This window comes from Arthrobacter sp. NPDC080031, from assembly GCF_040702485.1.
In the GTDB taxonomy this organism is placed as follows: domain Bacteria; phylum Actinomycetota; class Actinomycetes; order Actinomycetales; family Micrococcaceae; genus Arthrobacter.
This window is the reverse complement of sequence record NZ_JBFBLA010000038.1, coordinates 1-13245: the sequence shown is the minus strand read 5'-3', so window position 1 is coordinate 13245 and position 13245 is coordinate 1. Positions and strand designations below refer to the sequence as shown.

The 13245-nt window shown below is 61.6% G+C and carries 12 protein-coding genes and 1 pseudogene; 8 read left to right on the top strand and 5 right to left on the bottom strand.

Annotation, left to right across the window (positions count from 1 at the left end; translation table 11 throughout):
- Window positions 1-356 precede the first annotated feature (356 nt).
- From AB0323_RS22300 to AB0323_RS22270, 7 genes are all read left to right on the top strand, one after another.
- Window positions 357-572: a hypothetical protein gene (locus AB0323_RS22300; protein ID WP_366179279.1), complete on the top strand. Its 216-nt coding sequence runs from the start codon at window positions 357-359 to the stop codon at window positions 570-572.
- A gap of 104 nt (window positions 573-676) precedes the next feature.
- A complete protein-coding gene (locus AB0323_RS22295) occupies window positions 677-2098 on the top strand; it encodes a hypothetical protein (RefSeq protein ID WP_366179278.1) in 1422 nt (473 codons plus the stop codon).
- Window positions 2099-2109: 11 nt separating this feature from the next.
- The gene (locus AB0323_RS22290; protein WP_366179277.1) at window positions 2110-2745 is read left to right on the top strand and encodes an ATP-binding cassette domain-containing protein; all 636 of its coding nucleotides are present in this window, start codon (window positions 2110-2112) and stop codon (window positions 2743-2745) included.
- Window positions 2742-3665: an ATP-binding cassette domain-containing protein gene (locus AB0323_RS22285; RefSeq protein ID WP_366179276.1), complete on the top strand. Its 924-nt coding sequence runs from the start codon at window positions 2742-2744 to the stop codon at window positions 3663-3665. The genes AB0323_RS22290 and AB0323_RS22285 overlap by 4 nt, the downstream gene beginning before the upstream one ends.
- Window positions 3662-4441, top strand: coding sequence for a hypothetical protein (locus AB0323_RS22280; protein ID WP_366179275.1), 780 nt, complete (start codon window positions 3662-3664; stop codon window positions 4439-4441). The genes AB0323_RS22285 and AB0323_RS22280 overlap by 4 nt, the downstream gene beginning before the upstream one ends.
- Window positions 4442-4698: 257 nt before the next feature.
- The gene (locus AB0323_RS22275) at window positions 4699-5244 is read left to right on the top strand and encodes a hypothetical protein (RefSeq protein WP_366179274.1); all 546 of its coding nucleotides are present in this window, start codon (window positions 4699-4701) and stop codon (window positions 5242-5244) included.
- A gap of 556 nt (window positions 5245-5800) precedes the next feature.
- Window positions 5801-6454 (top strand): hypothetical protein, encoded by a 654-nt coding sequence (locus AB0323_RS22270; protein WP_366179273.1) that lies wholly within the window; start codon window positions 5801-5803, stop codon window positions 6452-6454.
- A 333-nt stretch (window positions 6455-6787) separates the two neighbouring features.
- Here the strand turns inward: AB0323_RS22270 and AB0323_RS22265 are convergent, their stop codons facing one another.
- The 5 genes from AB0323_RS22265 to AB0323_RS22245 form a co-directional block, all read right to left on the bottom strand.
- On the bottom strand, window positions 6788-7684 hold the full coding sequence (locus tag AB0323_RS22265) for an SDR family oxidoreductase (protein WP_366179272.1): 897 nt from the start codon (window positions 7682-7684) through the stop codon (window positions 6788-6790).
- A gap of 189 nt (window positions 7685-7873) precedes the next feature.
- Entirely contained in the window at window positions 7874-9007 is a 1134-nt protein-coding gene (locus tag AB0323_RS22260; protein WP_366179271.1) for a glycerate kinase, read from the bottom strand.
- A 1-nt stretch (window position 9008) separates the two neighbouring features.
- Window positions 9009-10400, bottom strand: a complete 1392-nt coding sequence (gene dctA, locus AB0323_RS22255; protein WP_366179270.1) for a C4-dicarboxylate transporter DctA — start codon at window positions 10398-10400, stop codon at window positions 9009-9011.
- 104 nt (window positions 10401-10504) lie between these two features.
- A complete protein-coding gene (locus AB0323_RS22250; protein ID WP_366179269.1) occupies window positions 10505-11662 on the bottom strand; it encodes a tartrate dehydrogenase in 1158 nt (385 codons plus the stop codon).
- Between the two features lie 114 nt (window positions 11663-11776).
- Complete coding sequence (locus AB0323_RS22245) at window positions 11777-12688, bottom strand: LysR family transcriptional regulator (RefSeq protein WP_366179268.1); 912 nt, start codon at window positions 12686-12688, stop codon at window positions 11777-11779.
- A gap of 193 nt (window positions 12689-12881) precedes the next feature.
- On the opposite strand from AB0323_RS22245, the pseudogene AB0323_RS22240 reads away from it, so the two are divergent.
- A pseudogene (locus AB0323_RS22240) lies at window positions 12882-13245 on the top strand (HNH endonuclease); the annotation flags it as partial.

The window sequence follows — 13245 nt, the reverse complement described above, 5'->3', positions numbered from 1 at the left end:
AGTCCAGCTAGTCAGCCTTCTATTGACGCTTGCATCCCCGAAGGACCACTGGGCGACATTCGTATACGTGGTCCTCGTAGGGGCATGCTCGCCCTTCATGTTCCGAAAGCAGTGGTCGAGCTCTTCCTCCAAAACGACTGCGGCCATTTTCGCAGCCTCTCTCGCAACGGCCGCGGTTTCTCTAGCCCTCTGAATCCTAGAAAGGGTCCGACATTGATTTACTCATTAACGATTCGAACCATCGCCACCATTCTCGTACTCGCGTGTCTCGTTGGCAGTATCGTCGTGGGGCTCCTTCACGACCAAGAACTCCACTCCTTGCGTGGACGTCCTCGGCCCTTGGAGCAATCTCCCTGTTGACAGTGCTCGCAACAAAACGAAACCCCAAGCGCGACGCGGTTCTGTTCATCATCAGCGGGATGGGTGGCGGCGTGTTCATTGCAGCCGCGAAGGTGGGCTTTCCGGGCACGCTTCCGATATGGCTCTGGACGATAGGCACCATCTGTATCGGAACCGTGGCCCTCATCGTCGACGCGGAGTCTGCCCAAAGCAAATCCGTCAATCGTCTCTAGGCACCGGCATGGGAAGTCTGAGAGCCGCTTACAAATTTTCGGGAGTGCGCATATTGGCGGTCACGGGATGGCCAATATCCATTCGAACACTCGTGGCGCTTGGAGTGGCTAGCGGGATTGCGCTGGTCGGTGCTGTTTTAGCTGGATCGCTATTCGTGATGCGGCTGCTGCAGGAGGCGTCATCGCTCGACGGCGCGGGTACCCATGCGGGCAGCGCTGCAACGACGGCAATCCTCCTGTTGGCACTCGCCGTCTGCGCCTATATCTCCGTCGGTGCGCTCGCAAGGGAAGCACTCAGCAGCCGGAGATTTGCAGTCCGGTTCAATCCAAACAGGGAGCTCTTCCGGGCGACCGATGTTTCAATGCACCATGTGTTCCTGGCCGAGGCAGTTCCTCGGGCCGGCATCTTGCTTGGTTTGTCGGGCGCCGTCTGCACCGCGGCATGGGTTGTTGTGCAAGAGCAAGGTGGAAGCGGAGGCCCATTGGCACTGACCCTCTTAGCTGCCCCGTTCGCCGTCGCTGCGTCCTGGCTTGCCTGGAGTTCCAAGCTGGCCGCAACTGACCCTCGCGTCCCGAGTCTGGCAGCGGGGTGGACAGTCTTCGCCGGGGGCTGTCTCCTGGCCGCTTTCCTAGGCGCCATCCTCGCCCGAGGACTGCAGTCACTGACCTCGACACCTCCCGGGTTTGACTTGGAACTCAACGCAACCGACGAGGAAGGCGGCTGGATCGCGACGGCGGTGGCGGTCGCCGTCGTCGTGCTTTCCTTTCTCACACTCCGGAACGTTGGGGCGATCCGGAGCCAATCGTTTCCGGTAACCGCCCGGATTCCGCCGCGCGTCAGGGAGTCCGTATGGAAGACGACGACGCCGGTCGCCATGCTCTGGCGGGTCCTCACAGTCAATCTCGTCAGGGACAAGTCGTTTGTCCTGTTCCGTGGAATCGGAATCTGCCTGCTTCTGGCTGCCGCCACTGCGATCGGCTTTCGGGTGGGCGGGATCGGGCCGGAATTCCTTCGGGAGATCCCCGGAATTCAGAACGCGGCCGCCTGCATCGTTTTCATGGTTGGAGTTGTCGGGAATGAACTCCTGTGCAAGGCGAACAATCCCATCGGACTTCTTCCGCAGCTGAGGTACAGCTGGGAATCCGGGTTCGGCCTCAATTCTCTTGCATGGGGTGTGACCCTGAGTCAGTCTGTGCTGCTGGCGCTGCTTGCGGCACCAGCGATCGGAATTATTGTCTGGGCTGCGGCAGGCGCCCTGCCCGTGGAAACCCTCCTGATTCCGTTGTCGATTGCGGGCAGCAACATCATTGGGAACGCCTACAGCAAGGTCAAAGTCAGGCAGGCCGACGGCTCGATGGAAATGTCCCTGGCGGCAGCGTTCATTGGTTTGCTGCTTGCAGTTCCGGTGCTCGGGCTTCTCCTCATTGGCGATGCCCCTGCAACCATTGCCGCCGCCACTTACACGGCTCTTCTCACTGGAGGTGCAAAGATTTGCCTGCAACGCAGAATTCTCTCCCACAAATAGTCTTTGACCGCGTGTTTGCCGGATATTCCGCCGAACGTCCCGTCTACGAAAACGTGTCCTTCGCTTTCACCGGACCCGCCCTGATCCATTTGCAGGGAAAGAACGGATCCGGAAAATCGACCTTCGTAGAACTGGCCAGTGGCTATCTGTCTCCGTGGGCCGGAACGGTCCTCGTCAATGGAGCGAGCGCCGATGACCCTGGAAGTAGGAACAGACGGAGGGTGTGCCGGTCCGAAGCGGCGCTTTTCGCTCAGATGACCGCCCGTGACCACCTTGTGTTTGCCTGTATTGCCCGAGACGTCGATTCTGGTCCCGAAATACTGCGGGCGACCCAGCTGGGTATGGAACCGTGGCTAGGCGAGAACGCGGGGAACCTGTCCACAGGGAATGTGCGCAAACTCTGGTACGTCATGAACACCGTCGGCCAGTTCGATTGCGTGGTGCTGGATGAACCGTTCAACGGGACTGACACCGAGGGTGTTGCCTACATGGTTGACGAGATCAGGCGCTGGGCGGAGTCCAAGCTCGTGGTTATCGTGACCCATTCACTCCCGGACTTGCTCCCGGAAGCGGCTACCGTCCGGCTTGAGGATCTCAAGTCGCAACCCGTTGGCGGTCTGGACGCAGGAAGCTTGGGGGCGAAATGAGAATCGTGGTTGATGGTGTCGGTGCGAGCTACGGCGCAAAGGAAGTGCTCCGGGACATTTCCTTTACTTTGAACCCCGGAGAGATAGTCGGGCTCGTTGGTCCTAATGGACATGGCAAGACCACCTTGATGAAGCGAATGCTCAACCTGATTCCTGGAACCGGTGAGACGACGTTCGACGGGAAACCCTATCGAATCCTGACACGACCCCAGCTGTCGGTGGGATCACTGCTGTCCACGGAAGCTTTTCACCCTGGTCGGTCGGCTATGAACCATCTTCGGATGATCGGGGCGGCTTCTGGCATATCAAAACGAAGTGCCGCGTTTGCCCTCGACCGGGTGGGCCTAAGTGAGTATGCAACGAAGTCGCCCGCTTCCTACTCGATGGGGATGAAGCAACGCCTGGCCCTCGCAGCGGCACTGATGAGCGAGCCCCAGGTGCTGATCCTCGACGAACCCATCAATGGGTTGGATGTGGACGGTGTTCGTTGGTTTCGGGACACAATCCGCAGCTTGGCGGGGGAGAGCAGAACAATTTTGCTTTCGACGCATATTTTGAGCGAGCTAGAAAAGCTGGCGGACCGCATCTTGGTTCTGCGCGGTGGGGGTCTCCGGGCTGATTGTCCGATGGAAGAACTCAAGACAACGGTTTCAGGGCCAACGGTCACGGTCGAAGTGGACCGTCCCCGCGAGTTCGCCGCTCGTTTGCGCGCTGAGGGCGGCTTGAGTGTGATCTTCAAGGGGGAGTCCCTGGTCATCGACGGAATGACGCCCAGAGACGTGGGTGCCCTGGCGAACAAGCTTGGCTTCACGCTCTTTGAACTATCAACGACGCTTCGCACTTTGGAGGACGGATACAACGACATCGTGTTCGGCGGAGTCCTTGAATGTCAGCGCCGGGGATCTGGGGGTAAGCCGTGAGGGACGCAATGCGCTACGAATGGGTCCGGCTGATTACAACTCGTGGGTTCTACGTGCTGACCGCTGCGACGATTTTGGTATCGGTCCTGTTCAGTTGGGCGATGTCTCTGATGATCGCCAACATGGCTCCAGAAATGACCGCCCGGGCAGCTGTCGAGGCGGCAACGGTGGCAGCTACCCGTTCTCCTTTGGTGCTCCTCGCGGCGGGCCTTCTTGGGGTCTTCTCTTTTGGGCAGGAGAAGCGATACGGGACGCTTTGCCTGGCACTGCTGGCGATGCCGCAACGGAGCGCCCTGTTCGCGGCCAAGGTGGTGATGACGTTGTCGGTAACAACGACGTGGACGACCGCGTCCACCTTGATGTCCGTGATTGTTTCGAATGCTGTCCTGGGGAGCTCGAACCTCCTCGAATCCGACCCCAGGGTTCTGCTTGGCTGTTTGGTTCTAGCGAACGGATGGGCTCTTCTCGGCGTTGGAACAGGACTCCTGTTGCCCCGAACGGGCGCAGTGGCGTTGCTAGTAGCCGGATCGGCGCTGGTAGAACCTCTCCTGGGCCATCTGCTGGAAAGAATCGAGATTTGGGGAACATCCGCGGCCGCGTTTCTCCCGTTCAGGGCAGGATCGTCCCTCATCAGTCTCACTGATCCAGCACTCGCCTCGATAGTCGCGGAGACTGTTCCTCGCCTGCCGGCTCTAGTCGGCGGCGGATTGTTCTTCTTGTACGTGGCGGTTCTCCTAGCAGCGAGCTACAGGAAGGGACTCGTCAAAGCGCAGTAATTAGTCGATCGCTCGACGCTAGGGATCCGCGGACGGATCTCACGCAACCAGCCGCATCGTTCCTCGAGGGAGTGGCAGCTATCACCGTTCATCGGGGCCGTGTCAGACGGCACAGCGGTTTTGAGGATGCCAGGACACCCTGCCGGTTGGCGGTCTGGACGCAGGAGGCTTGGGGGCGAAATGAGAATCGTGGTTGATGGTGTCAGTGCGAGCTATGGCGCTAAAGAGGGTCCTTCTAAGATCGAATGGAGTGGGGAATGAGACGTTTGAGAATTGCTCTTGTCGGGGCGTTGACCATGGCGCTGTTATTGACCGGTATTAGCCCAGGGTTAGCAGTGCCGAAGGAGTCATACAGTGGCCTGAAGCTCACGTCGGAAACTGTCGAAACAAGATTCGGGGCGATTGACCCGTCTATGACCCTGGCCGATCAAGCGCGCGTTCTTTTTCCGGGTGAACCGAAAATGCAATTCACTTTTATTAGTCAGGCCATGGCCGTAGATCTTCGGACAACTGGCGCTGGAACAAACATCAATCCTCGCGCACTACCGATTGTGCTCGCTCCCTTCGTAGCCGTTCTGGCGCGCTGCGTTTGGGGCGCATTAACAGGCGCTGTCGTTAACGAAGTAATCACTTTGGTTCATCAAGGCAAGCAAGCGGATGCTCAAAGCCGCGTATATGCCTTGGTTGGTGGATGCATCGGTTCTGTTTTTCCTCCGTTTCTCAAGCCTCTGGCTCAACGGGTCCAAAATGAGCTTGCTGGTGCAGTTTTATGGGTGATCGTTCAACTTGGTCCGAAGAGGTAACGGATGGACAGTTCGAATGGTCCAAGCGAAAAAGTGTGGATGTCACGCTTCGGAAGGGCTGGGCTCTTGACGATCATCCTGATGCTTGTCAACAACAGTTGGTGGACTGGCAGAAATTCAGTTCGGGAGGCACTTACGGTCGCCCTGGCTTTTGCCTTATCCCTTGGCTTCGTAGCCCTATCTGACGTTGCAAGCCGCTGGCTCCGGTCCCGGCAGAAAAGGTGAATTGGGTGTCCATTGATCTCGGGCGCGGAGGACGCAGCCACTGGCTACGAAACGCAAAGCGTCTTTCCACCCTGATCGTGGCTCTGCTTGGCTTGACTGCTTGCCGTGCTGGTCCTGTCGCAACGCCCAATGATGTCTCGGCCGTCAAAGAAGATCTGATGAAGCTGCGCGGAACCAACGGCCTCGTAAGGATGCCCGGGTCAGCCTCCCCCGAAAAAGGGTCGGTCCATGGGACGTATCTTGCCGCGAGACTCCTCGACACCAGATTTTCAGAGTTCGCAAACGAACAGACCCGGGACGAACTGGAACGGGTCCTGAGGGAGCCCGGATAGTGATCATTCTGAATCAGGAAGAAGTGCTCAGCTGGTATTCGGGGGAGATTTATGGGCAACCTTCTGCTGCGCTTGCCAGCCTGGTACCCCACAGCTTTCCCGCCTTTGCCCGCGTCATGAATCCGGTGAGGACCTCCAAAGGCCAACGTCTGCGATGGTCGGTCATTGCGGGCAGCGCGATGACCGTCGACAGCGAAACCCAATGGAGTGAGATCGTTTCGATAGTCAACCCTGATCCGAACGAATACTACGAACCGGAGACTGGCACCATAGACAGCTCAATTGCTCTTCGGCTGTCCGCGGTCTTGGCCAAGCACACTCAATCTTCCGCTTTCACTTTCTTGGCCTGGGAAGGCTACGACTCTCTGCTGGAAGCGGTACGCGAGAGTCCAACCATCACAATTGGCGAGCAGAGGGTCATGCATGTCAGGAGCGGAAGCATTGAGCTTGCTCTCGAACCGATCGATTTTCCGCCGACCCGAATTGCCATGAATTGGATACCGGACGATGGCGCCTGGTTTGTTGGGAACGACATTTACGCGAGATCAGTCTTCGTTGGAGGTTCGGTCGCGGCGGTCGCTGCGGTGCTGAGTGCCCCCGGCCTAGAGGCTTACCTTGTTCGCCCGAGGCAGACCGTGGTTCCGGAGGACTGACTGCGCCGTCCGACTTTCGCGAAAAAGGGTCTCGGCGCCGAAGGGCCTGCCGCTTTTACTTGGTCTCCGTTGCGATCGCTGCAACCGTCCTTGCAATAGCCCTGGCCACAAGGCTGCGTCCGAAACGTGATGCCATCCTTTTCGCAGTCAGCGGCCTACGTAGCAGCGTGTTTCTGGGAGCCTCGACTGTTGGATTTCCTGGTTCGCCTTCGAACTGGCTCTCTGGACTATTGGGTCGATGGCCATCGCCACGCTTGTTCTCGTCGCGGATGCCGAAGAAGCCCGGATAAACCCCGCTGACCCCGGCGACCACGAACCCGCGCCAGCCATCCCTTAGTGCCCCAAACTCCGGGCGAAGCGCGCGACGGCGTCTTCCGGCGTCGGGACTGGTCCGAAGACTTCCGCCTGACGCGTGGTGTCCGCGACGTATCTGCCCGTCTCGAACCAGCCGAGCATGGAGCTCATGTCCTTGACCATCGGGACGAACGGTCCCATCACCGCGCCTAGCCCGTTGACAAACCAGGCGGGCATCGAGCGGACACTGACAGGTCCGCCCGCAAAAGTCGAAGCGATGTCCGCAACCTCCTGCATGCTGACCGGCCGGTCCCAGCCGATGTCGATCCGTTCGCCGTCGGCGACATCGGCGTCGACCGCTGCCGCGAGGTATCCGGCGAGGTCGGAGGTGAGGACGAAGGTCAGCGGGATGGTCTTGGTGCCGAACCATGTGAGGCGCTTCTTCTCGAACGGGTCGCCACCCATCCTGGTGACCTGGTCGAGGAACGCGCCGGGGCGAAGGGCGACAAACGGAACCTCAAGTGCCTCCAGCTTGTCCTCGCTGAGCTTCTTGTGCCAGAAGTGCGGAACACCCGGTGTCTGGTCCGCGGTGAGGATGCTGACCAGGACAAACCGCCGGACGCCGGCCCGGTGCGCGGCGATGGCGAGGTTGGTGTTGCCCTCGGTGTCGATCTCCAAAGCCCGCTTGTCGCGGCGGGTATACCCGGCGGCAGAGCTGATCACAGCGTCGGCTCCCGTCATCGCAGCGATGAGGGAATCTAGGTCCAGCATGTCGCCGCGGGCAATCTCGACACCTTTTGCCTCAAGCTTGCTTGCATCCGAGCTTGGCCGGACCAAAGCCCGGACACTCTTGCCCCTCGCGAGCAGTTCGTCGACCACTTTGCCGCCCACGTGGCCGGTGGCGCCGACGACGAGGACCGGTTTGGCGTCAGTCATAGGATGCTCCTTCGTTCGGGCTTTGTGCTGGCGGTGTTACCCGTCGGAAGGTCGTGTAGCTCAGGCTGAGATCCACCTCGAATATATCGCGCCCGGGGTTGCCCGGCGAGAGCGGTCGGCAACCGCAGGGACATCTTTAAGGACCGATGAAGGATCCCGATCCGTGGCTGCGCTGTCCAAGGACGGCGCTCACACCAGTCCCTCCCCAATTTCCCGCCCGATCCGCCGCAACAGTTCCGCCGACAACACAGGATCCTTCGAGGAGTCCCGGTCCGTGTAGTCCGCCAGCGTGTAGACGCGCGAAAGCGACATCTCGGACCACCGCTCCTGCGCCAGCAACGAGCGGCCCGCGACGCCGATGATCGGCCGGGTGCCCGAGCGGCGCGCGACGGCGGCCGGCAGCTTTCCTGCCAATGTCTGCTCGTCGATGCTGCCCTCGCCGGTAATGACGACGTCGCAGCTCCTCTTCCGTGTGTCGAAGTCCAGGAGGTCCAGGAAGTAGTCAGCTCCGGAGACTTGGGAAGCGCCTAGCAACAGGCACGCGAAGCCGATCCCCCCGGCGCTCCCGGCGCCAGGATGCTCGGCAAAGTAAGACGCATCCTCAAACCCAGCCGAAGCAAGCACAGAGACAAAGTGCGCCAGACCGGCGTCGAGCGCTGCGACATCCTGAACCGAAGCGCCCTTCTGGGGACCGAACACCGCAGGCGCACCGTCGGGCCCGCACAGCGGGTTGTGTACGTCGCTCGCAACAATCAGTTCCATATCGGCCAGCCAGGGGAGCGACGCCCCGAGAGCCGAATGAACAAGGCCAAGATTCCGCCCGTTGCCCTCCAAAGAAAGTCCGGAAGCGTCGAGGAAGCGGAAGCCCAGAGCGGTGAGCATGCCCATTCCTCCGTCGGTGCTGGCGCTGCCTCCGAGCGCCAGCACGATCCGCGCCGGCCTCAGCGAAAGGGCAAAGAGAACGGCTTCGCCAAACCTGCGGCTCGACGCATCAAGCGGCAAAAGGCGCCCGTCCGGCAACAGGCCCAAACCGCAAGTGTTCGCTACCTCCACAACAGCAGTGACGTCGTCGAACGCGATGCTCGCCTGGACGGGCTGGGCGGTCGGGCCCGGGACCACCAAAGCACGGCGGCCGAAGCCGGAGGTGACGGCGGCATCGACGCTGCCGTCACCTCCGTCCGCCAGGGGCAGCAGCTCACACCGGACCGCTCCAGCGGAACGGAGCCCTGCCGCCAGGGCGTCCGCGACCTCGCCGGCAGTGAGGCTGCCTTTGAACTTGTCGGGCGCGATGAGGACGGCCTTGGCGGCGGTTGCGTTACTCATATCAGATGGATTCCGAATAGGCGCGGTGGCGATCGGCGGGCTGAAAGGGCTCGACGGCGGCAGCCGGCGCCGGCGCCTCCGGTACCTCAACCGGCTCCACAACATCGCCGGCGAAGACGCGGCGGACGCGGTCGGCGTCGAGGGTGCGGTCCCACCACGCGATGAACAGGGTGGCGACGGCGTTGCCGGTGAAGTTCACGAGGGCGCGGCACTCGGACATGAACTTGTCGATACCGAAGATGAGCATGATGCCCGCGGCCGGGATCGTGCCGATGGTAGCCAATGTGGCAGTCAGGGCGATGAAGCCCCCGCCTGCGACGCCCGCAGCACCCTTGGACGTAAGCAGCATGATGGCGATGAGGCCCAACTGCTGGCCGATGCTCAAGTGCGTGTTGGTGGCTTGGGCGATATACACGGCGGCCAGGGAAAGGTAGATCGCGGCGCCGTCGAGGTTGAAGCTGTAGCCGGTGGGAACAACGAGCCCAACCGTCTCCTTCTTGACCCCCGCATGCTCGAGTTTCCGCATCAAGCCCGGCAGGGCCGGTTCGGCGGTCGAGGTGCCCAGGATGATCAGGTATTCCTCTTTGAAGTGCCGGATCATCCTGAAGATGTTCAGCTTCAGGAACGCCATGACGGAGCCGAGGACCACCACCACAAAGAGGATCGACGTGATGTAGAACAGCGCGATCAGCCCGCCCATGCTGGTCAGGGAGGACACGCCGTACTTGCCGACTGCGAAGGCCATGGCACCGAAGGCGCCCAGCGGCGCGGCCTTCATGATGAAACCCAGGATCTTGAACATCACGCCGGTGAGCCGCTGCACGCCGTCGAGCACGGGGGCACCAAGCTTGCCCATAGCGTTCAACGCGATGCCGAAGACGACCGCGATGAAGATGATCTGGAGAATATCGCCTGCAATGAAGGGCTGGACGAGGCTCGTAGGGATGATGTTGCTCAGGAATTGCCACCATTCCTGGTGCGCGCCGGCGTCGATGAGCTTGGCCGCGGCATCAGTGGTTTTGATGGTGCTGGCAGTAGCGTTGACGCCTTCGCCAAGCCGGAAGATGTTGATCGCCACCAGGCCGAATACCAGCGCACAAATGGTGCCGACCTGGAAATATGTGAGGGCCTTCAGGCCCGTCATTCCGACCTTCTTCAGGTCCGCGACGCTCGCAATCCCGCCCACGATAGTCAGGAAGACGATCGGTCCGATGAGCATCCTCATCGCATTGACGAACGTGGTCCCGATCGGTTCCATGGCGATGCCCGCAGTCGGTGCGAGCCATCCGAGAAGGACGCCAATGAGAATGGCGGTCAGAACCCAGAAATACAGTTGCCGATACCAGCGGGTCTTGGGTGCCGGAGCTGCGCCGGCTTTGTTGATGTGTTCCATGATTCCTACCTCATTGTGGGATGTCTCTGGAGATGGTCTTGGTGTTGCGAGCGTTGGGAGGGGACTTCCGCGTACGACGGCGGCCGGCCAGCCGCCGTCGTACGTCACCGCAGGCCGGCGCTAAGCGGCGTCCCGAGGGCCCCGACGCGAGCTTGCGAGTGTTGGGAAGGGACCTCCGCGGTGTGGCTAAGTGCCTTGATGATCGCCTCGGTGACGTCGTCCGTGTTGGCCTCGCCGCCGACGTCGCGGGTCAAGAACCCGGCGGCTGTTGTCTGCTCGATGGCGGCCTCCACCAGGCGGGCCTCTTCATGGAGGCCGAAATGGTCGAGCATCAGGGCGGCGCTGGCGATGGCGCCGATCGGGTTGCTGATGCCCTTGCCTGCGATGTCCGGCGCGGATCCGTGGACCGGCTCAAACATCGACGGGAAGCGGCGCTCCGGGTTCAGGTTGGCGCTTGCGGCAAGGCCGAGGCTGCCGGCGAGTGCCGAGCCGAGGTCCGAGAGGATGTCGGCGTTCAGGTTGGACGCGACCACCACTGACAGTTCCTCGGGGTGGAGGATGAACTTGGCGCTCATGGCGTCGACCAGGACGCTCTCGGTCTGCACGTGCGGGTAATCGAGGGCGACTCGCTGGAAGGTTTCGTCCCAGAGGACCATGCCGTACTGCTGGGCGTTGGACTTGGTGACGGACGAGACCTTCTTGACCGTGCGGGTCCGTGCGAGATCGAAGGCGAAGCGCATGATCCGCTCGCAGCCTTTCTCGGTGAACAGTGCGGTCTGTAGCGCTACTTCGTTGCCGGGGCCGCGGCCGCTCAGGTTGCGGCCGCCGAGTCCGGCGTATTCGCCTTCGCTGTTTTCGCGGACAACGATCCAGTCGAGCTCGGTGTTGTCGGCTTTGCGGAGTGGGGACTGGATGCCGGGGAGGAATTTGACCGGTCGGATGTTGGCCCACTGGTCGAAGTTCTGCGTGATGTTCAGGCGCAGGCCCCAGAGGCTGATGTGGTCCGGGACGTTCTCCCATCCGACTGCTCCGAAGTAGATGGCGTCGAAGTCCTTGAGGGCGTCCAGGCCCTTGGGGTCCATCATCTGGCCGGTCTTCTCGTAGTAGCCGCAGCCCCACGGGAACTCGGTCCATTCGAAGGCGAACTTGCCGTTGGAGTTCGCGGCCAGGGCGTCCAGGACGCGGCGGCCTGCGGAGACAACTTCCTTGCCGACGCCGTCTGCGGGGATCGATGCGATGCTGAATTTCTGGGTGGCGCTCATGCCTAGCTCCTCGTTGAGTTTGTTGGCAGAGTCACACTGCCTTCCTCTTCAAGTAGACGGGCGGCGGGTAGGCGGCGTCCAAGACTTAGTTTTGATCCGGCTGATAGGTAGGGCCTATTGGTTTGACTGGCTGTTGGTGTGCTCGATGAGCTCCGTAGCGACTTTCAAGAACGCTTTGGCCGCGGGCGTGAGGTTGTCCTTGCGGCTGAGGACCGCGACGTCCAAATGACTCACCGGTTCGATAAGCATTGTGCGTAGCCCCGCTTTGTGCGCGGTGGGAGCCCACGACGACGGCATCACCGCGTGCCCGACACCCGCCAGAACCAGGGGCAGGATTGAGGTCCGGTGGGCGACTTCGACGACGATCTCCACCTCGACGCCGTGTGCCAGGGCATCATCCACGAGCCAACGCATGAGGGAGCCGCGTTGGCTGGCAATGATGCGCTGGCCTCCGAGATCCTCGCGTTGGATGGCCGTTTGCTCGGAGCCAAAGACGTCGGCCTGCGGATTGACGATCAGAATGAGCGGTTGTTTTTCGAGTTCGAGGACCTCGACGCCTGGAACCAGGATTGGCGTAGGGGAGCCGGACAGTCCGATCTCGGTGCTGCCGGTCCGGACTGATTCGATCACTTCTTCGGGAGTGAACGCAGCACTGACGTTGAGCCGGACCGCGGGGTAGGCCTTGGTGAAGGCCGCGATCATGGACGTGAGCGGCTCGATACCGGGGGAAGGCATGGTGATGATATCGAGGTGGCCACTTCTGATTCCGCGCAGTGACTGGACCGCGGATTGCGCGGCGTCGAGATCCCGCATGACGAGGCGCGCCGGGCCGATGAGCTCCTTGCCGGCTTCGCTGAGCACGGCCCTGCGGCCGATGCGGTGGAACAGCGGAACGCCGAGCTCCTTCTCGAGGCTCGCGATGGTCTGCGAAAGCGAAGGCTGGGCGATAAGCAAATGCTCGGCAGCGCGGTTGAAACCGTCGTGGTCGACGACGGCGAGGAAGTACTTCAGTTTTCGCGTGTCCACGGTGCGGCTCCTCCGGCTGGGCGGTCTTCCGAAACGATCGATAGCCTACGCCTATCAGAGCATCGAGCGACGGCCGGGCTGTCTGGTGTCTCTCTCTGGCCCGCCCGAAAAAATCCGGTTCCTCCCCAAGATTTTTCGCCCGGGCGCGGTTCTCGGGCCTAATAATGTCAGTGGTCCCTGCGAGGCTTTTCTTATGGCAGGGAACCGGGGAACACAGCTGATTGGAACGGCCGCGCCGTCCGGCGGCGCGGGTCCGCATGTAGCTGTCCCGGGCGACCAGGTGCGGGACCTGATCGATGCCGTTGCTTCGTTCCGGCCCGACGCCGCCGGCACCGAACCTGGCGACCGTGCCGAATTGATCGACCTCTTGCGTGCCCTTGAGGATCTGAAGTCCGCGGCCGCCGCTGCGCAGGCGAGGATCGCGGTCGCGTTCGATGCCGCCCAGCGCAGCGCCGACGCAGCCGCAGGCGTGCCCGCCGAGGAACGCGGACGCGGCGTCGCCGCGCAGGTGGCCCTGGCCCGGCGGGAATCCCCCGCCCGCGCCTCCCGGCTCCACG